Raw genomic sequence first — 26,064 nt, forward strand, 5'->3', positions numbered from 1 at the left:
AAAGAGGATTACAAAGATTTAGGCAGTCATTACTTTGAACAGCGACAGCAAGAAGCGATTGTTCGACAAGCCGTACGAAAGCTCGAGAATCTTGGTTTTCAAGTCTCGCTCTCTACCTCGGAAGCCTCTTAACGTTCTAATGTTCTCATTGATCCTAAGAAGCACAGTTTTTTAAAAACCATTAAAGCTGGGCTTAGTTTCGTGCTGCCATTTTTGGGTTTGTGCTAAGAGTAATTTTCGGGGTAGTTTAATCACCAATCGGATTCATTTACTTTAAAAGAAGTGATTCAATAACTGACTCTATGTCAAATGGTTCAGTCGTAGTTTCGTATCTACCGTATACATGGCCGTTTCGATCGATTAAAAACTTTGAGTAATTCCACTTGATCCCGTCTCCGGCATATATGTCCGGATACTTTTCCCGCAGAAAATCCTGCATCCATTGACCGCCTGAGGTCTGGGTATTGAAACCTTGAAATGGTGCTTGCTGTGTTAGATATTGAAATAAAGGATGAGCAGACGGTCCCCTAACCTCAACTTTCTCAAATAACGGAAACTTAACTCCAAAGTTGCTCTCACAATATTCATGTACTTCCGAGTTGCTCTCTGGCTCTTTCTCGTTGAATTGGTTACAAGGAAAACCGAGTATTTCAAACCCTTGCTCATGGTGAATTTCGTAAAGTTTTTGAAGATCAGGAAATTGGCAAGAATAGCTGCACCTACTGGCAGTGTTTAGAATAAGAAGAACTTTTCCACGATAAATTGACAATTCAACAAGCTTACCGTTAATTGACTTCGCTTGAAGATCATAAATAGACATCAGATCATCCCTCCACGTTATTATTATAAATACATAATATCGCTACAGACTTTTATTGGTCTAATATATAATATAAATAATCTTCATAGGAGGGATCAATAATAGGCAACACTCGATCATTAATTAAAAAAGTGGTCCATCCAATATTACCCAGTATTCTGCCCTTTAGCTTAATATAACCTAGGAACAGCTGCCGCGGCAAACTGCTCCTTGTTCATTCAACTAACGTGTCCCGTTAGCTCAATGTGAATATTGTTCTTATAAGAAAATCGCGTTGGACACGAACATTTTTATTTATGTGTTTGAGCAACATCCTGAATTTGGTGAGAAAGCTAAGTGGTTGCTCGAGCAAATTGAGGAAGGAGTCTATTCAGCCGTTGCTTCGACCATTTCATTGACCGAGATCCTCGTGAAACCGATCCGGGATGGGAATCTGGCTTTAGAGAAACAGTACAAGCTGCTTTTCGCCCATTTCCCAAATCTTTCGGTTATGCCCGTTGACAATACGGTTGCCGAACGGGCCGCTTTTCTACGAGGAAAATACGGAATGAAAACACCGGATGCGCTTGTGATCGCATCTGCCATCATTGCACAAGCGGATGTTTTTGTTACAAATGATCTTCGATTGGAACAAGTGGAAGAAATACCTTGTAAAAGTATGGATCAATTATAACTGTAAAACAAAGGCTGATCCTGCTCATATGCAGGACCAGCCGATTCTTATACTATCGGTCGGTTACTACCGTTGCCCCATCAGTTGTATTCAACCAGCTCATCTTTAGGTAGCCGGCCTACTTAAAGATAAAGCCTTGATTGTTCAATTGAAGCAATCTTGAAATATTGAAACAAGGACTAAAATAGGAGGAGAAGGAAATAAATCCAAGATAGATATACTTACCGTTTTTTGTGGAATGCCATGATGACCCATTGCCACATCCAATGACATGCAACATGTTACCAAAACCGCGGTTAATCAGGTTTCCAGTGTTGGAAAATCAACTCTGCATACTCACTGGGTCACCCACAGTGTTCAAACCAGACTATCGACCGGAGTCGTCCCTTGCGGCCATGAAACAGCTTGAGATGCCTCGTTATGCTAGTGTAAGTAAGTTAGTTGTCCCATGTGACCTGCATCGCGCCGTCCGCGATACCCGTAACAGTAATACGGACGCCCGTCGACTGACCATCGCTCCAATGCAGTAACGGTGTCTGCTCTCCCGGACCCCACACACCCGAACCGCCCGGTGTCAGATTTGGCGCGCCCAGATGCTCGACTCCATTTCCTACTCCCTGTTGAACATGCCAGATAAGCACGCCATCGCCAGGGAAACTTAACTCATATTTAAGGCTTGGTGAATTAGAGCGTCGGCGCTCGATGAGGAAGTACTCGTCTGCTCGCCTCGTTTCATCCCACAACAATATGGCTCCGTCTGCACCCTCACGAACCTCTGCGGTGCCGCGGGGCAGAAGTTGAAATGGCCGCGGTTCGGCCCATCCGAGCACGAGTTTATGCCATATATCCAAGTGCACCGTGCCCTGATCATTGGCATAGAAGTCGTAACCACTCATCAATGTCAGGTAATAATGACCCTGGCCGGTGTTGTACATGTCCACCGTACCTAGTGAATGAGAGAGTTCGTGCGCAATTTGATAGAACGGGGTCAGCGGGCCAGCGCCGGCTACGTGTACTTGAACGGTCCCACTCCATGAATCGCCGCTGACGTGGATTGGGTTATTGATCCGGTTTGCAGGCTGCGCATTCGTGATATTCTCGAACAACACAACACACAATTCATCAAATCCCACGTGCTGATCTTGGTTCTTATCTGCGTTGATAAACATTTCAGGCGCAAGAGCTGCTACGCGACTCAAGATTCCTGCGGAACGTGCTTCCGGTCCGGGATCATTGGCACCGGAATAGACTCCCAGCTGTATCGGCCCAATTATTCCGACACGGTCAAACCAAAATCTGCCATTGCTGTTTTCACGGAAGTATTCACGCAAGCTGGCCGGGTTCACAGGGTTTTCGGTTGAAAACGGAGATGCAGGGTTTCCGAAACCTAGAAGCTCGTAATACTGCAATGAATGTACTGTGTCGAAAGCTGGAAAGTTGCTGTATTCACCGAGAACAATCAGTAGGGGACGACCGCCGGTCGCGCTGCGCCCTTCCTGTTTGACCGTGCCATGCCCAAATTCAGCGAGACTGGGAGTGTTGCTCATATTGATTCCTCCTCGTATCGTGATCTAATCATATAAGTCCATAGTAACAACTCAATTTCAAAGGCAGCCGTAAACTTTCCGAGGCAATTCCCTTCCCTCCATACATTTATTGAATAAAAACTCACCAAATCTATCCGTCAGACAGACTCCTAGATCCATCCCATGACAATAGTCGAAATTCGGGCCTCAATCAGTAAGATCCAGACTTTTTTAAGAAGAATTCTTCCAGCTTTCCCCGAAATTCTTCAAGCTCACGCAGAGGTTGCTTCATTTGTGACAGACGATAAGCTGCGTACTCGGCATAGATCCGGTCCAGATTGGTATCAATATCAGTCCACATAGCACAGAACTGGTAAGCAGTGAGAGCATCAATATCAGCTGTCGCACCGTTACTCTTGCCAACGCGCATGAGAAACCGATCCAGTACTATGTCTTGCTTGATTTCTATGTTTGCAACTACAGACGGATGCCATTCCTTTGTATTTGTGAGTGACGCATGCGTATCGAAACATACGGTAATTGGTGTTCCAGATGATATGGAAAGCTGGTACTTACCTACCTCATTCGTGAATGCGTGGCCTACATGCTGCAGATCGTGATATGCCGATACTTTGATGTTAAAAATCGGCGTCCGATTATAACCTTGGACTTGCCCAGAAATAGAAATATTGTCGGGCATAAAAACCCCCCTAAGCTATGTTTAGATCATGAGTGAACACTTCTAAAACAAGCATGCTCTTTGAGGTATAAAACCAAGGCTTTGCCTTTAACTCCTCATAGTATGCCACTCCTTACAGGAGCTGGACATTGTCGTGTTCTTTCTGAATTCAGTTTGAGGTTATAACATGACTTCAAAAACGGCACGTAAACTTTCCGGCCATCAGATTGTTGATTGACTAAATTTGACAATTCCCACAGACACTTCGCTGATGATACGCTGCATCTCTGTCCATGGTGGTTGAAATTCCGTACCCCATTCAATCGTAAAGCCGTAAATTTTCCCTTTGCTCGGATTAATCATATGTCGACTGTATGCATAATCATCGGAAGTGCCTGAAGTGGGATAAAGAGCGAACGCCTGTTGTACTGCATAATTTCGCCCACGAACAGCTTTAATGCCTTCGTGCATAGTATTGGCTAACGCAAGGCTTACCGTGCTATCACCGCTTGGAATATATTCTTTATAAGCACTATCCCCCTCTAAACCACGAACATTATCGAATGCAGGGTTTATAAAGTTCATATTAGGATTATTCGACTGGTTCTCATCATCGCCCCAGCTTATTAATATTTTCTCTCCATGACAGTGAATATCCACATACCACTTAATTCGCGGAAAATTATCAAATATCCAAACTACATTTTTAGTCTCATGTTCGGATGCAGGAGCACTGCCACGATACGTTTGGCTCATGCTGCACGGGTCAGTAGACGTGTGAACCGCCGCAAGAGGGGAGAAATGATCGGGAAAGTTCCACAAAAAATCAAAATTTCGATTTATGTCAACTCCGATACAACTGTTAACTTCTCCGCTGTTAGCTGGATTCCGATTGCGTCTCCACATCGCTTCTCTCGTTTGGCTGTGAAAACGGCCATCTGGATTTACATCCGGAAAAATAATAAAATCAACCGATTCAACGAGTGATTTAATTTCATTTTGAGTGAAATTTTTACCTCCATAAACCAATCCAGTGTTTTGGTCATAAGCTTCCAATCAATCAGCTGCCACGAATACACAAATTTCGCAGCTTCCCCACTCACGCGCGTGTACACCACCTGTCAAAAATATCGCATCTTTTCTGCTTTGAAGATTGCTTGAAATTCGCAAGGCATGAGAAGTGCGCATCTCTATACTTTTATGGGGGAGTGTAATTAACTCAGTGAAGCTCGGATATTTTCGGCTTAGTGCAATTATAGCCGACTCCACTTCGTTTACATTTAAGTAAGCCACTTTTTTTACCTCCTATTAGGTTATAAGCATCACTGTTAGCGCTTAATTCCCAATCCTTGAGGCGCTGTGCTGCCGCCCTCATAACGGTCGCCGATGCCGACTTCTTGCTGCCGTTGTTCGAGCATGGAACGGTTTATATTTTCAACGACTTCAAAAGGAAATCCTAATGTATGAACATCCTCGACGTAACTATCAGGTACATAAGCTTCTACAACAAATGTGCCGTCGGATTGTTGGCTAGGTCCTCCACAGTTCATATCAATAGAACCACTGCTAATAAGTTTCTTCATCTCTTCACGGGTGTTTGTCGTAATCATAATTTTTTTTATCATACTCTCCATCCGTTATTAAGTATTTTAGATTCAGTCTTTTTGTGCAGCTCCTACTTTAAGCGATTCAGTGGCAGCGTCAGAAACACTGGAACGTTGAGCTTGACTAACAGCGCTGAAAGCATTAAGCCGTCCGTATCCATATTTGTTATGATGTCCGTCAGCATCATAGCTGATTCCACCGATTTTATCGCAAGTGGATCGCATGATTGTGCGAACTTGCTGCCAATTCAGATTGGGGTTTACGGAAAGTACTAAGGCGCCTATACCAGCTGCACAAGGTGCGGCAAAGCTTGTCCCCGTACCCGTTGTATAGCCGCCCCCTGAATCTGTGCTAAACACATTTACTCCAGTTCCTAGAAAATCAAGCTCAGGCCCAAAAGCGGAACCGTCTTCTTGATCCTGACTATTAGATCTTCCAACCCCAATTGTGTCTGGATGCGAGCATACCTCATCTTGTGCAACAGGAAAATTACCGTTACTGACAGCCCAAAAAATAGGTGTTCCAAGTCCGTTTCTTCCTTTGCTTACAGCAAATTTGATGGCTCGATCTATAACGGATGTCAACGTCCAGTCTGCTCCGTTAGGGCCTAGACTACAAGCTATTACGTCTGCGCCTACTGCATTGACATTTTCCTGTGACGGGTCGGCCGCATACACAACTGACCGAGCCAGAGTAACTTGTGTTCCGACTTGATCGGGCAGCACTGCAATCGGAATAAATTGTGCTTTATTTGCTATGCCGCATCCACCTGTTTCATTATCTGCTCTAGCTAGGCGATTCCCGCACAAAACGTACCATGATCATTATTTGGATAATGAGATAAACTATCTTCAAATGTGGTTGAGCTCATTCCTTCTTGTTTAAAATATCCCGCTCCATCGACAATCGCTTCTTTAATATCTGGGTGATTTACTTCGAATCCATTATCGATGACAGCTAACCGGATACCAGAGCCCCTTGTAATATCCCAAGCTTGCTCAGCATGAACATCCGCGTTTGCAATGCCTCCGTTAGAACCGTTATTCTTCCACTGCCATTGTTTGTTATAGTCAGGATCCGTAGGTTTATAGCGAGATGAAATTTGTTCAATAAATTGCGGTTCAGCAAACAAAAATTCGGGTCGCTCTTGCAATTTATTTGCTACATCAAGAAAATCAAGCTCTGTAGAAACTTTCACTTCATATAAATGCTTGTCAAATCCTAACTTATTAACAAGTTCAAGATTATTTGCGGACAGCAAAGCCAAGGCATCTTGTTCGGATAATTCAAATTTAAGCTGTACAGTTAGAAGATTATTCCCAATGAGCGTGCGTCCATTTGCTTGCTGGAAGACTCGACCGACAGCACGCTTTGCAGAACTTCTGTGAAAGGACATGCTACTCTCTGCTGTCGGATTTATAAAATACCATCCAGCATTTTGGAAAGCTTGCTGCTCTCCTGCATATGCTGACTCTCTTGCATTAAAAAACGCTGTAGCTTGTTCTAATTGCTGCGCTAAGGGTGTATCCTCTTCGTTAAGCTTAACAGCTATGATGTCGGTTAATTCCTTAATTCGAACTTTTTTGCCACGAGCATAATATTGTCGCTCCACACGAATCAACTCCATTATTAAATTTTCAATAAAACGATGTGATTATTCTATACAAATTGTTACATACATCAAAAAACAAGGAAATTTGTTAAATTTAGGGTCACTCCACTTTTATCCCAACCAATATCTAAACCCAAAATTTAAGGTTTATTTAAATCGTGAGTAAGTATTGACCACTGCGAATTAACAAATCTTGAGTTGATTTGGAATCTTTTACTTCACCTGTTCCGTTACTTGATGCATCGTAGAATTTTGTGTAAACATTTGCTACAATATCACCGGTACCTTTTAGCTCATATTCGAGTTGAATTTTCATACCAGCCGTATGAGTACTTCCTCCGAAACCCTGGTAACGGTCGGCATAGAGACCTGGAAGTAGAAAAACAGTCGAATCCAGAATACGGATTCGATGAAAATAGGAGTACATTCACAAGACAGCGACAAGGAAGTCGAGATTTTTTCTTGGAGAAGCGTTGAAAATAGGGAATGAAGGAAGGCAACTGCAGAAGGATTGAACTGCTGGTTCAATCCTTCTGCAGTTAATTCTTCCGACTTATATCAGTCAGTTGGCTCATCGATCTGGGGGGCAATCATACTCTGTACAATCATCCGGTCCCGGTTCCGGTTCCGGAACATGAATAACCGTAACGCCCCTAACACCGTAGTTCGCCCACGAATGTATGGCGCACTCGCCGTAAGTAATTCGAAAGAACCCTTCCTCTCCCCAATCCGTTCCCCAGCTATTTTTGCAAATCCAGCAGCCATCGCTATCGTTGTAACCGATGATCGACACACAATGCGACCCAGATTTTTCACCGGCCACATGCTTGTATACCCCAGTTTTATATTCATACAAATCTTCATATACGATGAGACTTGCGATAACAGGACCTTTTTTATCAATCCACTCTTTTATCAGCGCTGGTTGTCCAGTAAGATCCACATATCCTGTTATTTTGAAGTAATATTCAGGAGAAAAATCATAACCAGTGCAATGCGGATTCCTCGCAAGGGCTTCATCGTATTTTAGAACGGATTCACCGTATACGCCCTCGTCTTTGAAACGGTCTAAAGCTTGTTTTGGCCACCATCCATTTTCACAGGTTCCCCCAAGAGCATTGCCAAGGCAGAAAAACAAATGAGCCTCACTAAGATCAATGCCACTGGGGTACTGTTGCTGAATCTGGAGAGTGCTTTCTACAGTTGCAATGGTCGCAAATGCTACGCAAGAGCCGCAGCGTTTCTGGTTCTTAATTGGAGTTACATAATTTTTCCCTTCAACATCGCGTAAATCGCGGGCGGTATTTTCACGAACCGCATGTAACCCCTCAGTCTCGATTGCTTCTCTCATGGCAAAGACACGCTGTTCGATCTCATCAATACTCGGAACGTCTGGCGGGGGCGATGCGCCAAGGTATTGCTTCTTTTCGTCCGATGGAAGAAAAGACAAGCTAGTTCCACCTGCCACCCACGGATCACCGTGCTCACTTAACGCGCTTTTGATTTCCTCTAAACTTACGTAATTGTTCATGTATGTTCCTTCCGCAAGGTGTAGTTTCTCGTCTGTCTTCGAGCCGTTTCGTGCAGCATTATTGTTTTCAAATGAGTTCGTTTTTATGACTTATAGCAGAGTATTCTGTAAAGAAGGCTCTTCTTTAGACCTTGCAACAGTGCCAGAACAGTTTTTCGTCCTTCCTATTCGGATTTTTTTTCATGCCCTTACTAATAATAATCTATATAATGAGCACAATTGGAGGGTATGTATTCAATGCACGCACGAGAGAAATATTGTCTGGCCCGTTCAATACTGGTACGAATAACCCAGACGGGATCGGTGTTATGCCGGATTTGAGAGAGGCCGTCAATCATATCTGATCCCGATATTTGAACACGAAGGAGGACATGCCGATGCCTACCGAACATCTTATGTTACGTGCTTTGCGTAAAGAGGATTTCCTCAATTTAACATTCGAGCTGGTCAATCTGCATACCGAAGGAACACCGCTGCACATCGTAAAGACAGATACGAACCAACCAGCGCTCCTGATCGTTCATTTTCCGCCGCAGCATATTGTTGAAGCTTTGTCTTACCCTAGTGAACACCCGTTTCAGGCCATGTTGGCCGGTCCGAGCCGAATTGTATTCAAGCTGCCTGACGATCAGGATCGTTGGCCGCTCACTCTTAAGACGCTTTTAAATTGGCAGGCCTATAGTCCGGTATTGGCGGGCAATGCTCTACCGGCTGGTGCCACGACCGGCCCGGGTCTCAATCCGCCCGGTCCGGAGGATACCGCGCTTGAAATCCCGACGGGAATGTATCTCTCCCCCGACGAGGCTGGCATATGGAGCCATGCATTTTCACGGGCGGCCCATAATGGACGCTTTGAGTTGTGGCATACACGGTTGGGAGAACGGAATCCTGCGAGCGATGGAGCCTTCCGTGAAGGCGGGAATACGCGTGTCATTTGGGCCCCCGACCTGAATATTCCGTTTCCAAGCTCTTTAACCCAGAAAGAGCGCAAGGAAATCGCCTATTTGTCTGCCGACTTTTCGATACCAAGCCTTCCATTGTGGATCTTTCAACGTTACGGCGATGGGGAATATGCCCATCATGTTTGGAGGACGTATTTGACCGAATACGGACTTCCTCATAAATATATCCCCCAACCCGTTCATACCCATCGCCTGATGCTCTCATCGTTTGGTGCATGGGCGAAATTGGAGGGCGCATGGGAATACCCGACGATCATTGCCGGTCAGAACGACCATGTGGGATACTCGACAATTGGCCTTGAACAGTGGCAGCACATCGTCGCACAGGGACGAGATCAATATGTCAAGACGGTGAAAAAAGCCTATCTCTGCGATACAGGCCACCGAGTGTCTATTACGACGATTACCGAGCGTACGTTTGATGGTTCACTCGGTGTGACCGCATTACTGGAACAGTATCAATACATTGAAATCCTTGAGCCGGTTAAGGATTACAGTAACAGTGCGTTAGCATCGGCCTATAATTACGGCGGACGCGAGATGCCATTTAGAAGGATTCATATTACGAACCCTTCGACCCCTCAGCTTGATGAATTTTCGGTTAGTACTCCATTCTGGCCGAAGCAAAACGGAGAACACTTTCATTTCCAAATGGTTGCGGAAGACTGGGAAGGAAATATCGTCAATTTCGAACGTCCTTTGCTGTGCGTGCCGCTGCCTGACGGGCAAGCTGATTGGAACAATATTGTCCAAGATTATAATGCGGATAAGAATCGGGAACTTCGTACCGTCTCTATTCAGGCCCAGTCTGTAGCTTTGGCAGAGACTACAAAAAATAGCCGGGGTAAAACCACACTCAAAACAGACCGAGTTGTGTTCGAGGCGCAGCTTGTCAAGGGCAACGCGAGCGATCAGTTACCTAAGCCGCATCCTTTGTTTCTGCCTACCGTCAAGGAGGCTAAGGTGAACCTGCCTGCAGTCGATCGTCTCCTTGGCCGTCCTATGCCCGTTGACATCTCGTTCGATGAGGGCTACCTGGCGGGCGGCTTTGAACGTGCGATGAACAAAGGTGAGGTCTTTGCCAAACTTAGCAGGAAGGTAGAATTGCCCTTCCCTGCTGAGAAAGCCGGCGGACTGGTCAAGCCGGACACCTCGATTCAGGCGTTATCGCGCTCGCTTGGCCCTGTCGCGGATCCGGAAAGTATAAAGACGGGGAAATTCGATACCAGCATCTTCGACAAGGCACGGTTCCTGGGCGGCATCACCTTGAAGGACATTCTTCAGAAGGTGGACTTTGATCCGGATGCCATTATCGAGGCTTCGGAATATTCGCCGGAGAAGTTAAAAGAAAAGCTTGACATTCCTGAATTCCGGATAGAGATTCCGATTATTTCGAATCGGGCCCTATTCCCGCCAGGTGTAGACCATACGGTTCCGACGGTTGCACCTATTGCCATGGAAACGCGGTTCGTTTGGAAGCCGTGCATTCAAGATTATTGTTTTCCAGAGACGAACCCCTTCTTTAAATTTTTAACTAAAAAACAAGATACAAAATTCACTCATGACGCACAACTTATTGTGAATACTCGCTTGGTATTCCCGACCGACGGCACAGCTTCCAGTTATGAATTTAATGGCTGTCTCAAAGATTTTGCGATGAATTTTGTCGGAGCACTGACACTCCGATTCGCGTCACTGAGCTTTTGCGCAAAGAGCGGCAAGAAGATGGACGTCAGTGCAAAAGGCATGGATCTGATCTTCGAAGGTGACCTCCAGTTTGTCAACACGATCAGGAACATCCTACCAGCTGACGGCTTTAGCGACCCGCCCTTCTTAGACGTGACATCTTCGGGCATTCGTGCCGGATATACGCTGGGTGTACCCAGCCTTGGCGTAGGCATCTTCAGCTTGCAGAATATTAGCCTTGGCGCGTCGCTTACTCTTCCTTTTATTGATCAACCAGCTGGGGTACGATTCTCGATCTCCGAACGCCATAATCCGTTCCTTGTCACCGTAGGAGTGTTCGGAGGCGGCGGCTTCTTCACGCTTGCCCTTAATGCGCACGGCATTGAGCAGCTTGAAGCTGCCATCGAGTTTGGAGGCAATGTCTCCCTTAACCTCGGTGTTGCCAGCGGCGGTATATATGTAATGGCAGGCATTTATTTCGGCATGGCAGGCAATGATGTCAAGCTAACGGGTTATCTGCGCTGCGGTGGCTACTTGAGTGTACTCGGATTGATCGGCGTTTCCGTCGAGTTCTACATGGGGCTGACATATCGTAAAAAGGGGATCGATAGCGGCGAAGTTTGGGGGCAGGCATCCGTAACCGTTGGCGTACAGGTCGCTTTCTTGAGCAAGAGCGTCACCCTGACGATCGAGCGGAAATTTGCCGGTGCGGCAGGAGACCCAACCTTTGACCAAATGGTCGGACCAAGCGAATGGGAGCAATATTGTCTCGCTTTTGCGTAAATAGAAAGGAGTTCGCAACATGACAACCGTTCAGAATATTTTTTGGATTGCACTCCCAAATGGAGTCATCACCGACGACGGCATACGCTACCTGCGCTTGTCCGTTTTCGTAAGCCCGCGCTTGCGAACGGATCAAGGTACAATGTTGTCACAATTCCCCGACTTTCTCGATTGGGGGGCGCGTATGCAACCGGATCAGGTGAAATTTACGATTGAGGCCGAGAATCTTCAGGTACCGGCCGTCATCACTAGCGCTCCTCCTAATCCAGAGCTGTGGAAAGCGTTATTTATGCCTGAGACACCCCTCGTTCCATACGAGTTCGATGACTTTTCCAATCGGCCCATCGTTAGCTTCCCGGTAAGCAGCGTTCAAAACTATGTTAAAAAATCTTATCAGGAGGTTGCGCGCCGAACTCCGTTTGATCCCCCAATTATAAGAAATAGGGAGAACACGGAAGGACAATCCGCCCTGGAAGAAATATTTAGCGAGCTCATTGAGCTCCATCAAAAGCTAGATGTAGAGAATGAGGAACAATTAAGCCAATTGTTGAGTTCGAGCATTGAGCAAGCACGGGAAATTGCTCGTAATCGCAGAGTCGAAAGGCAGTTTGGCGGGGAATTGATTACACCTGTTGGCTTACGTGAAATAAGAGAAGTTAGAGAAGTCAGAGAAGCTGATGATACGATGGATGCTTTCTATAGTGCCATGTTATTCCACTATCGTCCCGCTAATGAGGAGCCGGTTGAATTACCGGATGATTCGGGAGCCCGTGAACATTTTCAGGAGAAGGTCGATTTCCATCAGATGCTGACGGCTCTTAGTGACTTCCCGCAGATTTTACGTCGTCTGGGATTAATCATAGACCTTCAGGTTCCAGCTGATGCTCTTCCGCAGTTCAGTAATTCCATCGGGTTCGTCCGTGTCGTTCCAACTTGGAATTCCGCATTGCCGCTCCGCCAGTCGCCCGATCAGGAGACCTGGACTGCCGATTACAGCCCTTGGACATGTGAAGAATGTGCAACGATCAATGGTCAAGAATTATTTACGGCGTCTTCGAAAACAGGAGAAATTAGTAGCGGACTCTGGATACCAGGCAACAATGTGGAACTGGTTCAAGCAGATATTGATAGTGCAGCCCTGAAAACCTTGAACATGGCTGGCAGCTTGGCACGTATGAAAAAACACGGTGACAGTCAATCGATCAAAGCGACCGAGCAAGCTGGCGTACCTGCTCTGCGGACGAAGGGGATTTCGTTTGTTCGCAAGAAGAATGCACATTACCTTAACGATATTTTTAATTCTTCAGCCTCGTTGAACGAGAGGCTGAACGCCGATCGCCCCGAGCTCGTTGAGCTCTACGCCGAGGATCTTACGAGGGGCTATCGCCTCGATGTCTACGAGGAATACACAGGGAAATGGCGTTCGTTGCACCAACGTATCGGTACATATACTACACTCAATAGTCCTGGGTTGATACCCGATATCGCGGATGAAGGATTTATTCAACCTAGCGTTACAAGCAAGCCGGAGAACCCGCTCTCTCCACCTGATTCTGGCAACGAACTCTACGTCCATGAGTCGCTGTTTAGCTGGGAAGGATGGAGCTTGTCGGCTCCTCGTCCTGGCAAGAGCATCAGCCGCAGCCCGCGTGCTCCGGATCCCGATGCTCCTGAAACGATGCCGCAGCACGTCAGAAATACAGCAATGACAGGCCTCGGACTTGAGACGTCTTTCAGAGTGCAGGATGGTACACTGCCCCGGCTCCGATTCGGACAGAGCTACCGCCTGCGTGTGCGTACCGTGGATTTAGCGGGCAACGGTCCTACGCTTAATGAAGCATCGGCTATAGAAGCAGATCTAGGATCCTGTTTGCCGAAAGGAAGGCCGCTTGTGTACAACCGATTCGAGCCTATCAATCCGCCTGAACTTGTCCCGAGGCAGTTGTATAGTCCCAGCGGCAACCTGAATGATCCCAATACGTCAGCCTATACAGAAGGTGAATCGCTGGAGCGGCTCGTCATTCGCAGCAACTATCAACAATCTGCGGAGGAATTTGCTATCGCCCATCCAGCGTATCACCCCTTCAACGAGCGGCATGTTGCGGCTCCTAAAGCTTCGCTTCATTTGGTTGAGACACATGGACTGTTGGACGAGGCGCTGGATGCCAAGAATACTCTTCCACTGGACCAAGCCAAAGCTCGTATGCAAGAAGTGTATCATTTAGCGAAACGTGAAGCCGGATCCTGGAATGACAAGTCATTACCTTCGGTGCGCTTTATCCGCACTGGTTCCGATCCTTCGTCTTCAGAATGTTACGCCGTCCATACCGAGGAGCAGCTGCTCCTTCCCTATTTGCCTGATCCATGGGCTGCAGGTGTCGTATTTCAAGGATTGCCGGGTCTGGCGCCAGACGAATTGCTATCCATCACATTTGGCGGTGAAACTTGGTATGAAGCGACGCCTTTCCGCCTGCGCCTGATCGAAGGCAGCGGTGTCCCTGAGTGGGATGAAGCAACGCGCCTTCTGACTGTTCAGCTTCCGAAGTCACAAATTGCCCATGTACGCGTCAGCTCCATGTTTGGCGGTGCACTAGAAGAAATGGAGCTCTGGAATTGGCTGTGCGAGGCTTGTGATAACGGCAGGATATCCCGCGAGGAAAGCGGTGTACTAAGGCAGGGCATTCTCGATAGCCGTCACTGGATGTTCACTCCGTATCGAGAACTTACGTTGGTTCACGCCGTTCAGCAGCCTCTACGCGCGCCTGAGCCGCAGAGTCTTAATGCCGATCGTAGTCAAGGCAGTACGTTCGCCTATCTCCAAGGAGTAATCAGTGTGCATGCTCCGAGCACAGCTAAACTGGATATTATAGCTGAATGGACCGAGCCGCGAGACGATCCGAAAAAAGAGGCGCCTGACACCGTGGATGCTAGCGCTCATGTCATGGAGCTGCCAACAACTTTTGACGGGCAGAACGTTTATGTAGAAGGCAGGAATGAGTATTGTTTTATGGAAGAGAATGACGCCTTACGGCTTGAGGATAAAGACGGTATTACCGATCTCCTTATTTTTAACGCTCAGCAGGCGGAAAACTCGCGGCGATGTGTGCAGCGAATATTGGGCGAACCCCTTTCGGTCTTAACACCCCAGCAGCGCAGACATCTTCAAGAACAGCTCAATTTAGCGAGCAAAGTTACGGCACACGAATTTGGCGATACGAAGTACCGTCGTGTGCGATATCGGATATCAGCAACATCACGATTCCGCGAGTACTTTGCACCAAGCATGTCGAACCAGCTTGTTCGAGACAGTAAAGAGATTGAGGTAGATGTCCTCAGCTCTGCTCGTCCGGCAGCTCCCTGCGTTCTATACGCTGTTCCAACTTTCGGATGGGATCAAACTGCCGATGCCGACGGGAATATGACGAGTGAACGCCGCGGCGGCGGAATACGGGTGTATCTTGACCGCCCTTGGTGGTCATCGGGCGAAGGTGAGGTGCTGGGCGTTGTATTAGGTGGTCGTGTACCTTCTCGCTATGAAGCTCAATATAACAAAATAACACTTCGGGGGCGGGATCCTATTTGGTCATCTCCAGAAATAGGTTTGCCGCAAGTTGAGAACTTTACAAATAGGAAACAGGTCTGGTGGGCGCATATGGGGGGTGGAGAGCGGGTACAAATTGTCGGCTTTGACGTGAATTGGGATGATGGACGGAAGCTGTGGTTTTCTGACCTTGAGCTGGATATCGGCAATCACTACTTCCCGTTTATCCGCTTGGCATTAGTGCGCTTTCAGCCCAATTCTTTAGTTTTACCAGGGTCCTACTCGCTTGACCTGCGCCTTTCCCCCGTCGTATTGGTTGATCTCGTCCAGACTGCGCCGAATCGTTCGGTTACCGTAACACGCGCAGCAGGTGCTCCTGACGTGTACAATGTTTCGGTAAGTGGTGTCACCTACAAGGCACAGAGCTCGTTAGATGGGGCCGAGATTAAGACTGCGAGCCGGATTGAAGTTCTTGTGCAACGCCGTGCCGATGACATTGAAGATGCGGCATTGAGGTGGGCAGATTTGCCGTTGAAAGTTGAGCTCATACCCAGTGAACCGGGTTCCCAGTATGTCACAGTCTGGCAGGGTCAGGTTAGTATACCTGTTGAGTATGAGAACGAGCGATTGCGGCTTGTTATTCAGGAATACGAGACAATGCCCGGTGCCGCACCTCCAGGAACCACTCCTTCAATCAGGGAACGTCAAGTATATCTGGACACCATTCCACTGTACGATGTCATGACCTTAGCGAAGCAGCTGTTGGCGTTGTCCAAGGAGTTGACCAGCACGGGACGGCATGAGGAAGCAGTCAGTAAGTCGCTAGTGGCAGTGGATGAACTGCGCGGGTTCCATCTTAAGGAAAGAGGATATTTAGAGTTATTTGCCTCTGCACTGTATGCCCTTGCGATAAGCTTGATTGAGGTCGAACGCGCTAAGGAAGCGAAGGAATATGCAGTAGAAGCTGTTGAAGTTTGCCGCAAGTTGGTTGAGGTCGATCCGGATCGTTTCGGCCCTAAGCTGGTGCAAGCAGAGAAGTTGGTCGCTTCTTTGAAGCAAGGCTGACCATCTGACCTGGGCAGGTCTGTTCGCGGGTTCAAAGCAATTTAGGCATCGAGCTCCCCTTGAGGGAGCTCGATTTTTTTCACAGTTTCATCGTGTGATTTAGCTACCTGTATCGGAAAATACATTCATTGTTTCCCAATCGCTCTCTATCCTCTGCGCAGCTCTTGGAAATAAACACGCAACATGTTCTCGACCCGAGCCAATAGAGGATTGTCAGCGTTATTTTCTGGATCAATGAGACTTTCGAAGGAATCGAGCGTGAGTTGGTAGAAGGCTTCCAACATATATGGCTCCACTTCGAGAGTAGGGTCGGGAGAAACAATAGATTGCAAGTGTGCCCGTTCTAGCGCTATGATGGCGGGGCCTCCAGGATCGATTCGACCATCTGCCGCTCCGGTAACGGACTGCTGAAAGTCGGTTATTGCATCAATGGTCTCGGATCCTGCCAGGCCGTCCATGCCGATCGCATTTCGGCCGTTGTTCGTGCGCCAGTCGTTTAACATGATCTGTACCGCCTGAACGTCGGCATGATCATTTGTGCCCCCTACTCCGACCGTATTGCCCAAGGCTGCTAATGTTCCCGCTTCTGACTGTAGGTTGGTTTGAGCAAATATTAAGACTAACTCCGGAGCCAGAAATAACAAGGCGATCATTAATCTTGTCAGCATCGTTTTCCAGACTGCTTCAACTACGATATCGACACTGGTCTCCACACAAATGTCCCACAAAATCAATCCGGCCTCTGTACGTACAAAGCGGAAACGAAACTTGGCTGGCGTACCGAGCCACAGTTGGGTTGTAATCGGGCGATCTTCGTTAGGCGTGTACTGAATGCCCGGAACATAATGACTTATGGCGTTCATCGAGCAAAAAATCCGGAATTTAAGGAGCTTCCGCCGCCCTTCCGCTGCTCCTCTCACCGGTTTTATTTCATAGAATTCGGTACGGCCTGGTTCATGAGTAATAATGTCGGGGACGGCAAATTTATCTGCTGGCGTAGGATTGGGCATGCTGCACTGGGTGGCGATCAGCACTTCGTCTACTGCCGGATTGTGTAGTTTAAGAAAAGCAGCTAAAGTAGCACAAATATGGAAGCCTTGGCGCACGTCAAAATAATCTGTCGGCAGCAACCCGCTTCCTGATAGACCCGGAAAGGGAATACAGCCGCCCTTTGTGGCGCAATAATGTATCTCAATGGCAGTTTCAACTACCGTTCCGCCGAATATGCTCATGATCTCTTGCAATCCCTTGACTTCGCTTGCGCACTTTTCCATCCGTAGGGCCTCCTTGTATGACAAATATGGGGAAATTGTCAGTAATCTTCTAAGTTCAACGATTTCATTATCTTTGCTTATTTCAAAAATATTATGCTGGAAAATAACGAATGCTCCACGCTTTCTGTAGGTTTTTTCAGGTATCTGCTAGTAAAAAGATGTTGATTTTAGCAATAAAAAGATCTTTTATTGGTTATATTACATATTTAGAGTAGTTTAATTATAGAAAATATGGTCAGGTTTATAAAAGGATGGAGATAATCATGTATGTTGAAAAAGAAATTGTAGTCCCGCCTGAAGCATTCGATGCATGTGCTTCATTACAAGAACGATTTGATGCCATTGTCCCTCATAAGTATATCGTTGGCATAGGATTCAAAGAAAAAGGTGGAGACTTTTTAAATCAATTATCAATATTTGTCTATGTGTGCGAGAAGAAGCCTTCGAACGAAATTCCGTCAATCGAACGGATTCCAACCGAGTATGGTGGTTTTATGACTGATGTGGTGGAATTCCGTCCATTCCTGATTTCGGATAATTCTTATCATCAAACGCTTCGTGGAGGCATCCAGATTAACAGGATTAGTCAAGGCGTAACTAGTCATCCTCCTGGTACGCTAGGCGCTATTGTGCGCAGCCGTGTGAGTGGTGAGCACCTCCTGCTTACCTGCGCGCATGTGGTTAAAAGACCTGGTGAGTCTGATGCGCAGGCTATCGGCAAGGAAATTTTTCAGCCGGCACAAGGTGAGCCGCATGCCCGCATCATCGGTACGGTTTCCAACATCGCAGATGTAGGGATGCCCCTTCATCTCGATTGTGCCGTCATCAAGCCCAATTGCGGCTATTTGAAAGAAATCGTAGATATTGGTCCCGTAAAGGGCGTTAATCAATGGGATACAGAGCATACGCTAGGAAGGAAAATGAAAAAGCGCGGAACACGCACATTGTTGACAGAGGGAACCATGAATCGGTTTATTCCCGGGTCAAGTCCGCAATTCGTTTCCGCTTTTGAAATCACAACTTCCACACCAGGCACAGCCTTCGCTGGCAAGGGAGACTCTGGATCCGTAGTCTTAAACGAGAATGATGAAGTTGAAGGACTGCTATTTTCAATTCCGAATGAGGATATTGCTACTGGGTTGAGCTCTCGTGGTTTGGCCCTGCCGATTAAAAACGTACAGGAAGCACTAAAAATAGATATAGCTGTCGCGCCGGAAATTTCTGTATTAGTGCCCGACAACGCGTTAGCAGCCGTCGGAACTTTCGGACGTGTCACGATTGAGGGTTGGGGATTCTCCCCTTCCCCGCAGGTTGAATTTGGCGGGCTGCCAGCCATAATTGTTAGTGCTGCGCCACGACGTGTGGAGGTTATTGTTCCGGCATCCCTTTTTTCGGGTGTCGTGGACGTTATCGTGACAAATGCCTTCGGTGAGTCATCGTTAACGAATTCATACTCGAAGTTCAGTTACAACATCGGTTGAGTGGAGTTGCCAATGCCGTGCGGTTAAGCCGATTTGAGTACAAAAAAACCGACTCTGTCGCAACAATTGCGATAGAGTCGGTTTTAACGTTCTAACATTAAAATCCTTTTGTTGTCCAGGATTCACAGTTCCAGGTTTCCGTCACGATATCGCGATAGAATTCCGGCTAGTAGAAAAGGAGTCATTCTTTACCACAAAACAGTAATCATCATGACTTATGCAGTTCGATGAAATAACTGGTAGTTGTGAGAATCTATGCTTGAATAAACCGGCCACCACGACATAAGAATATCGTCTGGCCAGTAAGCAGAAATAAAACTTGCAAAACGGCGTGCTTCTGTATCAAAATCAACATAGATTCGTTTGGAGCCTTTGTGGTTTCTGATGCGAACCTGACAACGAGTGCTGGCGGAGTCCTTTTGGGGGTGTAATATATCCTTAGCTTGATGGGCATGTGGTAGAGCAGTCGAAATTTGGTTTACTCTTTGGCCTCTAGGGCGGAAAGGCGTGCCTCGAGCTTAGCTAAATTCGCATGTAACTGAGCATTTTCAGCCATGAGTTTTTCGTTTTTCTCGTTTAAACCTTGAATAGCACCCAAGGCTACACCCTGCAAGTCTATACTAGAGATGTGTATATCATCCTCTCCATTTAGTCCGAAGGCGGTCTGGAAATCCTGAGCAGTCGGGCCAATATGACGCACACTGGTAGGGTCGTCTTTGTAGTTCCAAGACTGGATTGGCATGCTTGCTAATTTGTCAAGGACCTGGAGCGAGCTGACATCTGAGAAATTTTCCTTTGAATTCTTGTCGCAGGTAAGCTGAACCCCGCGTGAAAAGACATCACCTCGTGCCACGACGTTCCTTTGCGCCACGACGTCCCTTTGCGCAAAGATGTCCTTTTGCGACTGGATGTCATCTCTTGCACTGATGCCACCGGCTGTATTAATCCAACCATCATTATAAACACTGAGGATCCACCCTTGAGGGGTTAAACCTTCGATAAGAAGTGCTGATTGCCCCACCAACGCTTGATAGAGTCTCAAAGCTGGAATATTGACCACATTAGATTCACCAACTAAAGTAGGCATTGATTTCCTCCTTAAGTTATATTTTTATATAACCTAAATTCAACAAATCCATCTATTACCAATGTATTCGATAGATCGATCGTTTATGTGATTTAACAAATTAATTCTCATAATTGCGCAAGTCGGTTGATCTACGATAGACATGGTTGCGCACTGGGTTCCGTCAGCATGGCGCTCCTTCTAATGCATGCACGACTTCGCGGAGTAACTAAGGATCGAATCCTGTGCGAAGCTAGATGCTGGCTCATCCGATACGTACAACAAGAGAGAACGCGGAGACAGGAACGTCAGGTTGATTGGTAACCGTGAGCGGCACCAAGCGCGTAGAAGGAGATGGTAAAATGGAGGAACGGTTTAATTAGCAAAGCATTGACCATCATGTCGAATTTGCAAGCTGGATGGCCGCCTTGGTGGCCTGGCGACCAACAGGTCAGGTATTGTGTCCTGACGGGCATCCACGATAACCACCATACTCAGGGCTATCCACGTCCCAAATTAAAACGACATTTGATCCTGGTTCGACCAGCGTGTCAGGGTCAGGCTCCTGACCATGGATATTCCAATCGTTGTGGCCACCTGGCCGTGTTTCTATGTAACATACTGGATTAAGGCCTGCATACCTCACTTTCTGCTTTCCATCGGCCTCACTTAGACCTATGACCCGTGGCACTCGCACTCTTGGCTCCCCTGTCTCCCCCGGGTGTGGTTTCGGGAGCGGCGATGGTACGACAGCGGAAGGGTACGATCCGCCTCGGGCCGCTGCGTAGGGCGCCGGCATCAACGCATTCGCCGGATCGTTGATGGCACGGCTGGCACAATCGGCGAGGGTGTCCAGATCGACCTGGGTTGCGTTAGAGGCTTCCCTGATTTTCTCGGGCGAAGCAGCGTTCGTCCAGTCGAACCGCTCAGGATGGCTTACCATCCAGGTCAACAGGTTCAGTTGATCAAGCAGCGTTGTCCGCTGTCGTGCACAGTACTTGAGAATGTCCTGCGCGTGTTCAAGTTCTGCGTAGTTCAACGTCGGTCCCTCGGCGATGGCGATATCACTAAGAGTCCATTCGTAAGGGCGCGCATATTGATCAGGATGGTCATGAAATGCTTTCATCCAGGTGTTTGCAAGTGTTAAGAGCTCCTGGGCATCGGTCGGATTGTTGATCTGGATGACTGGACCGCCTTCCGTGTAAACGGAGCAGTATGCCGACGCGTTGTGCTGCTCGATGACCTACCGGAACTTCATTTTTGCTTCCGCGCTGAACAGGCCGTATGACCCGCTCAGCTCAGTTTCGATAGTGCCAGCGTCCCGCTCGCTGTTCGTTTCTACACGTAACATACCAACGAACATGCCTCCGCGCTTGCAAGCTCGGCAGAACATGTTCCCATAACGGGCGGCGAAAATTTTGGGTTGAGTTACGACTCTTGCAGCCTCCTCCGTCAAGCGGCTCACGTCAATACTCAGGTCGGCCAGGTGGACAGACGCAGTCACGGTCATGAACAAGGATGTAGACTGGACCTGTGTATCTTTCAGGTACTTGAAACGAGCGGAGACCCCTGCTCCGAAGGAAGCACAGCCGTAAGACGCCTCAATGTCGATGGGCCGAGATGACGCTGCAAATCGTGACTCGTTCTGATACGGGTAACGTTGAACGACTGCACGCTTCCCGGGGAGTACTGAACGGTGGTAGGATCACCTGTCACCACTGTGTTTTTGGCAGCCCCGGACAGGCGATCGATCCCAATGCCAAACTCGTACCCAGCTCTGTGTGGAAGAATGATTTCCATGGTTACTTTTCCCTTCCTCTCCGCCATATGTTCTGTTGCAACGCAGTATTTACTGCCGCTGTCCCGAAGGGTGCCCTCGGGTAGGTCATCACATCGAGAGGACTCCCGCTATGTCTGCCACGAGCTCGTCCCACGTGCGGTTATACTCCGCCAGGTAACTGTCCGGATCCTGGTGATCAGTTCCCCCCAATGTCTCGGTCACCCATTTGTGCGAGTGAATGACGTCCGTGGACAATGACTTTTCCTTCTAACCTGCGAGGTCAAGTTCGTTCGCGTGGCAGTTGGGCAGCCTGTATTGGGATGCTAGTCAGCTTGACAGGAGTACAAGTAGTTGGTATCGACGTTAGAAGCCGAAACTCTCCGTTTTGTACAATACCGAGAAATTGGTCATTTCCGTTCATGTTTTCCCTCTTCCAGAAAATTTCACTTTAAAGGCGTACAACAAACTGAATTGTCGGATAAACTACTGTAGGTCGAAAGAGTACTTTATCCTAGCGAGACTAAGAACAGAGTCAGATAACTCACAGATTTATTTTTCTCAATAATTATTTTTCAATACACATCAATAGGGTTGAATTCCACGTTCAATTTCTAACCTTCAAACCGATGTTCTTGTAAGCTGTAGTAAAGTGTTCAAGTATTGATGTAGTCCCTTCGCGCGAGCTGTCGGACTAATCCCAAATGAACCGCCAAATTAAACTTACTTCGCTTGTTTAAGCGTGACTAAAAAAGCGTGATGAATTCATCCCCTAAAATTACAATCATGAATCAGTTTACAGCAACAAAAACTCCGTCACGCAGCGGAGTTTTTGTTGCTTTCGAAACTGTAATACATTCCATGCACTGATCGACAGATGTTGCCGAGCCCGTCAGCCTCGCTACAAACAGCTTCTGCTAGCCCTTATTGACCCTTGAATCTTTTTAATGGATGAGGCTACATCGGCATATAAAGCGCTGTTCCCGGTGCAACGCCGGACGAAAATAAACCTGGGTTGATCGGATTCTACCGCGACGTATTCGCAACCCGTCCCCGGTCTGCTGCACTTTTTTCGGGCATGAAGTTCTGAGCTACAAGCCATGGCATTAACACGTAACTCGCTGTGCCCCTATACCGATAAACCATTTAGTCAATGGGTGTTCTTGGTCTTCCTGGATATGCTTGCGTCACCTTCAAAAACCCCTGATTGGTATTATAAACATGGAAAGTCCAGTACTTACCGGGATCCCTTAGATCTATGAACCAAGGGGCAGACATGACGTTTGATGGAACATTCTGTTGAAGAATGTCCGGTTCGTTATTGCTCATCCCACGATCAAGCCAAGAACACTCGCCAGGGGCCAACCCCAAACCTGCCGGACGGGTTCCCTTATTGAAAAACAGCCCAAGTATGTTGAAAGTTCCCTGCACATCTCCCGCATGAGAACGAAAACTCATTGTACCACCACCACGGCAAAGTAGCGGAAAGCTCTGATACGCCAAGGGGTTTCCTCCTCTACAAGGTTTAGTTTCGCGTTTCCACCCCATCAATTCTGGGTATTATACGCATCAGCATAATATCCCATTAAGCCTCCATCGGGCTCCGATGTCCTTCGGGATGTGGTTTAGCGCATTTAGTGTTTTCACATAGGTGAACCTTTATGTGTCTCTTGGAAGGGCGCAAGCCCCCGATCCTGGTATGGCACAAGCAAAGAATAATATTTACCGAATTGGTGAATTATGTGATTTGTGAAGTCGAAACTAAAAGAACTATAGGTGGTGCCCATATATGTATATCCAGTCTGCATTGAACGGTCCAGAAGGATCGGTCGTAACGTATTTTTTTCGCGGTGATCAGTTTGTTACCTTTGATTGGGATCTGGAACGTGCATTTCTAGGAGGGAAAAGCATTACCGACGACTGGATTTTGCCCCTGTCATTTCAGCCGCTTGAATCCCCCTACCGTTTTGACGCGGCGCTAAGCGGACATGAAAGCAAAGTGAATCAATATCGACATTACTCATACTTTTTTCACGGTGCCGATTATATCCGTCATGATTGGCGGGATAACCCTCCACCAGCTCGACCCATTCAGGTACAGTCCGATTTATCGGCATGGCATTTACCGAGTCCGTTTAATATGGGCGTAGATGCCGCTTTTAATGGAAAGTTATCCCGGACAGGATATGCATATTTCTTTAAAGGTAACCAGTACGCGAAATACAACTGGATGGAAGACAAATTAGAATATGTTAAACCTCTAAGCTCGATGTTAAATGGAATGCCAGTCGATTTCGCACAGGGTATAGAAGCCGCTGTCAGCGGTCTGGGGTCATACGGGGACTACGGTTATTTATTTAAGGGAGATCAATATATCCGCTTTCACTGGGATTCGCTTAATGTCGATAATGAGAGGCCTATCGTAGACAATTGGCTTGGTCTTGCAGAGCTGCTGCTGGCAGGCCAAGCGAAATCGAAAGCTTTCGGCTGGTTATGGACAGCCGTTTCAAAACTGGAAGCATATATAGACGTACTGGCAGCGAATGCTTCCGATTCCTTCATGGAAGCCACGCTTCAAACACACTTCCATATCCCCCCTTCTTTACCGAATAGCGAAAAAGTCGGCCGTATCAACGAAATTCTAAGTAACTACGAGAAAGTGGACAGAGCTTTACACAGAGCGCCTGAAATATTTGAGATATCGCAGACGATATCCGATCCGGCGGCTACAGTTTATAACGTAAGGATTTATTTTTCTAAAGAGTTTGTATTGACTGGACCTGCTGCCCGGGCTGCTATCATTATCCATGAGGGAATCCATTTTGTTGATGAGCTAGCTACCGAGACTAACGATATCCCGGAATGGTATCTCACCGATGAAGTGGCAGACAGCCTTTCGCTGCCTAGGCAAGATACTATCCCAGAGATCATTACACGCTATGATACGATGACTATGGCGATGGCTCTCCATAATCCATCAAGCTATGCATCCTTTGCCCAGCATATCTCTTATAACTACGATACGCGTTATGGGTCGGCGCGGCAGGACCCCATTCCAGGATATTGGTGAGTATTGCGAGAACTATCTCTCAGTCAAAGTCCAGGTTTTAGGTTGATGCCGAATTACTCGGACACGCCGGGAAAATTATTGATGGAATTGGGCTCTTGTAAAACGAGATAGCTGGCTTTTTCGGGAGAGAATGTTTCCGTCCGATGGACCATGCCGATCAGAATTCGTGCCACTTTACCCACAAGCTTGAAGACAGACTGTTGCTTTTTCATGTGTTTTACTTGAACATTGTGCTGATGTAATTCTTGAAAGATCGGATTAATTCCGATGAGTTGAATGGTTGCTAAGTACAGATATTTCCTTAGGCTGGAATCTCCTCGTTTGGAGATGATGATCTGTCCTTTCCTTTTCCCCGATGTACTTTCTGCGAGATTCAGACCAGCTTTGCGCAGTAACTGACGCCCTTGTGCGTACTGTCTAAGGTCACCTGCACCTGCTAAGATGGCCGCGACGAAGATCGGACCAAGACCCTTGATGGAACGGAGCTGAACGGCCATTGGGATCTCCTCTAGCAATGCGTGGAGTTGCTTTTCTATGTCTGCTAATAGATCCGTAATTCAAAATGGATACACAAGGATTTTTTACGAACACTTGTTCTTAAAATCTGTATTTTGTACATATGTCTAAACGCGCGTCATTACTGCATTTTCCTAAAATTAAATCTTTTTACTACGTTCTTCTTGTAGCCTAACTGCAATTCCCCTTATGCTCATATATAATCCTCCGTACTGGTCAATCACAACATTTCGATTTGTATAATTCCCCATTTACCGTCTTTTCTCACAATCGAAAGTCCATCGTTAAATCTTCCTGCTGAGTTATATTCAAGAGGTACAATCACGTCTCCAGCTTTATCTATGTAACCGTATTTGCCATCTTTTTTAACTGCCGCATATCCTTCTTTGAAGTGACT

The 26,064-nt window shown here is 47.1% G+C and carries 17 protein-coding genes and 2 pseudogenes; 5 read left to right on the forward strand and 14 right to left on the reverse strand.

Annotated features, from left to right (window positions below; translation table 11 throughout):
• Positions 1-268 precede the first annotated feature (268 nt).
• Positions 269-820: a glutathione peroxidase gene (locus NNL21_RS35220; protein WP_204822756.1), complete on the reverse strand. Its 552-nt coding sequence runs from the start codon at positions 818-820 to the stop codon at positions 269-271.
• 274 nt (positions 821-1,094) lie between these two features.
• On the opposite strand from NNL21_RS35220, the gene NNL21_RS35225 reads away from it, so the two are divergent.
• Positions 1,095-1,493, forward strand: coding sequence for a type II toxin-antitoxin system VapC family toxin (locus NNL21_RS35225; protein ID WP_204822755.1), 399 nt, complete (start codon positions 1,095-1,097; stop codon positions 1,491-1,493).
• A 437-nt stretch (positions 1,494-1,930) separates the two neighbouring features.
• On the opposite strand, the gene NNL21_RS35230 is transcribed toward NNL21_RS35225, so the two are convergent.
• The 6 genes and pseudogenes from NNL21_RS35230 to NNL21_RS35255 form a co-directional block, all read right to left on the reverse strand.
• Entirely contained in the window at positions 1,931-3,040 is a 1,110-nt protein-coding gene (locus NNL21_RS35230) for a metallopeptidase domain-containing protein (RefSeq protein ID WP_204822754.1), read from the reverse strand.
• Positions 3,041-3,230: 190 nt separating this feature from the next.
• A complete protein-coding gene (locus tag NNL21_RS35235) occupies positions 3,231-3,719 on the reverse strand; it encodes a hypothetical protein (RefSeq protein ID WP_204822753.1) in 489 nt (162 codons plus the stop codon).
• A gap of 201 nt (positions 3,720-3,920) precedes the next feature.
• Positions 3,921-4,991 (reverse strand): annotated as a pseudogene (locus tag NNL21_RS35240) (M14 family metallopeptidase).
• A gap of 35 nt (positions 4,992-5,026) precedes the next feature.
• Positions 5,027-5,323, reverse strand: coding sequence for a hypothetical protein (locus tag NNL21_RS35245; protein ID WP_204822750.1), 297 nt, complete (start codon positions 5,321-5,323; stop codon positions 5,027-5,029).
• A 30-nt stretch (positions 5,324-5,353) separates the two neighbouring features.
• Positions 5,354-6,930: pseudogene (locus NNL21_RS35250) on the reverse strand (S8 family peptidase).
• Between the two features lie 556 nt (positions 6,931-7,486).
• On the reverse strand, positions 7,487-8,446 hold the full coding sequence (locus NNL21_RS35255) for a C1 family peptidase (protein ID WP_204822747.1): 960 nt from the start codon (positions 8,444-8,446) through the stop codon (positions 7,487-7,489).
• 377 nt (positions 8,447-8,823) lie between these two features.
• Between NNL21_RS35255 and NNL21_RS35260 the strand changes: the two genes are divergently transcribed.
• Together NNL21_RS35260 and NNL21_RS35265 are read left to right on the forward strand one after the other, a co-directional pair.
• Entirely contained in the window at positions 8,824-11,877 is a 3,054-nt protein-coding gene (locus NNL21_RS35260; protein ID WP_204822746.1) for a hypothetical protein, read from the forward strand.
• A 19-nt stretch (positions 11,878-11,896) separates the two neighbouring features.
• Positions 11,897-16,483, forward strand: coding sequence for a hypothetical protein (locus NNL21_RS35265; RefSeq protein ID WP_204822745.1), 4,587 nt, complete (start codon positions 11,897-11,899; stop codon positions 16,481-16,483).
• A 146-nt stretch (positions 16,484-16,629) separates the two neighbouring features.
• On the opposite strand, the gene NNL21_RS35270 is transcribed toward NNL21_RS35265, so the two are convergent.
• The gene (locus tag NNL21_RS35270) at positions 16,630-17,757 is read right to left on the reverse strand and encodes a peptidoglycan-binding domain-containing protein (protein ID WP_204822744.1); all 1,128 of its coding nucleotides are present in this window, start codon (positions 17,755-17,757) and stop codon (positions 16,630-16,632) included.
• A 263-nt stretch (positions 17,758-18,020) separates the two neighbouring features.
• On the opposite strand from NNL21_RS35270, the gene NNL21_RS35275 reads away from it, so the two are divergent.
• Positions 18,021-19,238 carry an IPT/TIG domain-containing protein gene (locus tag NNL21_RS35275; RefSeq protein WP_204822743.1) on the forward strand — a complete coding sequence of 406 codons (1,218 nt, stop codon included), beginning with the start codon at positions 18,021-18,023 and terminating at the stop codon, positions 19,236-19,238.
• A gap of 478 nt (positions 19,239-19,716) precedes the next feature.
• On the opposite strand, the gene NNL21_RS35280 is transcribed toward NNL21_RS35275, so the two are convergent.
• From NNL21_RS35280 to NNL21_RS35295, 4 genes are all read right to left on the reverse strand, one after another.
• Entirely contained in the window at positions 19,717-20,325 is a 609-nt protein-coding gene (locus NNL21_RS35280; RefSeq protein ID WP_204822742.1) for a tail fiber domain-containing protein, read from the reverse strand.
• Between the two features lie 1,521 nt (positions 20,326-21,846).
• The gene (locus NNL21_RS35285) at positions 21,847-22,104 is read right to left on the reverse strand and encodes a hypothetical protein (protein ID WP_204822741.1); all 258 of its coding nucleotides are present in this window, start codon (positions 22,102-22,104) and stop codon (positions 21,847-21,849) included.
• A gap of 88 nt (positions 22,105-22,192) precedes the next feature.
• Positions 22,193-22,339: a hypothetical protein gene (locus NNL21_RS35290; protein WP_204822740.1), complete on the reverse strand. Its 147-nt coding sequence runs from the start codon at positions 22,337-22,339 to the stop codon at positions 22,193-22,195.
• Between the two features lie 888 nt (positions 22,340-23,227).
• Positions 23,228-23,584 carry a hypothetical protein gene (locus NNL21_RS35295; protein ID WP_204822739.1) on the reverse strand — a complete coding sequence of 119 codons (357 nt, stop codon included), beginning with the start codon at positions 23,582-23,584 and terminating at the stop codon, positions 23,228-23,230.
• Between the two features lie 286 nt (positions 23,585-23,870).
• Between NNL21_RS35295 and NNL21_RS35300 the strand changes: the two genes are divergently transcribed.
• Positions 23,871-25,151, forward strand: coding sequence for a hemopexin repeat-containing protein (locus NNL21_RS35300; RefSeq protein ID WP_204822738.1), 1,281 nt, complete (start codon positions 23,871-23,873; stop codon positions 25,149-25,151).
• Between the two features lie 53 nt (positions 25,152-25,204).
• Here the strand turns inward: NNL21_RS35300 and NNL21_RS35305 are convergent, their stop codons facing one another.
• A complete protein-coding gene (locus NNL21_RS35305; RefSeq protein WP_256555696.1) occupies positions 25,205-25,648 on the reverse strand; it encodes a transposase in 444 nt (147 codons plus the stop codon).
• A 239-nt stretch (positions 25,649-25,887) separates the two neighbouring features.
• A partial coding sequence (locus NNL21_RS36945; RefSeq protein ID WP_373567640.1) for a WG repeat-containing protein occupies positions 25,888-26,064 on the reverse strand: 177 nt, incomplete at its 5' end.

Origin of the sequence: Paenibacillus mendelii (genome assembly GCF_024498075.1) — a bacterium.
GTDB lineage: Bacteria > Bacillota > Bacilli > Paenibacillales > Paenibacillaceae > Paenibacillus_Z > Paenibacillus_Z mendelii.

Coding starts and splice junctions, on each gene's coding strand:
- NNL21_RS35220 (WP_204822756.1), bottom strand. CDS start 820: ATGTCTATTTATGATCTTCAAGCGAAGTCAATTAACGGTAAGCTTGTT.
- NNL21_RS35255 (WP_204822747.1), bottom strand. CDS start 8,446: ATGAACAATTACGTAAGTTTAGAGGAAATCAAAAGCGCGTTAAGTGAG.
- NNL21_RS35270 (WP_204822744.1), bottom strand. CDS start 17,757: ATGGAAAAGTGCGCAAGCGAAGTCAAGGGATTGCAAGAGATCATGAGC.
- NNL21_RS35245 (WP_204822750.1), bottom strand. CDS start 5,323: ATGATAAAAAAAATTATGATTACGACAAACACCCGTGAAGAGATGAAG.
- NNL21_RS35235 (WP_204822753.1), bottom strand. CDS start 3,719: ATGCCCGACAATATTTCTATTTCTGGGCAAGTCCAAGGTTATAATCGG.
- NNL21_RS35265 (WP_204822745.1), top strand. CDS start 11,897: ATGACAACCGTTCAGAATATTTTTTGGATTGCACTCCCAAATGGAGTC.
- NNL21_RS35275 (WP_204822743.1), top strand. CDS start 18,021: ATGTATGTTGAAAAAGAAATTGTAGTCCCGCCTGAAGCATTCGATGCA.
- NNL21_RS35305 (WP_256555696.1), bottom strand. CDS start 25,648: ATGGCCGTTCAGCTCCGTTCCATCAAGGGTCTTGGTCCGATCTTCGTC.
- NNL21_RS35280 (WP_204822742.1), bottom strand. CDS start 20,325: ATGCCTACTTTAGTTGGTGAATCTAATGTGGTCAATATTCCAGCTTTG.
- NNL21_RS35300 (WP_204822738.1), top strand. CDS start 23,871: ATGTATATCCAGTCTGCATTGAACGGTCCAGAAGGATCGGTCGTAACG.
- NNL21_RS35260 (WP_204822746.1), top strand. CDS start 8,824: ATGCCTACCGAACATCTTATGTTACGTGCTTTGCGTAAAGAGGATTTC.
- NNL21_RS35230 (WP_204822754.1), bottom strand. CDS start 3,040: ATGAGCAACACTCCCAGTCTCGCTGAATTTGGGCATGGCACGGTCAAA.
- NNL21_RS35285 (WP_204822741.1), bottom strand. CDS start 22,104: ATGGAAATCATTCTTCCACACAGAGCTGGGTACGAGTTTGGCATTGGG.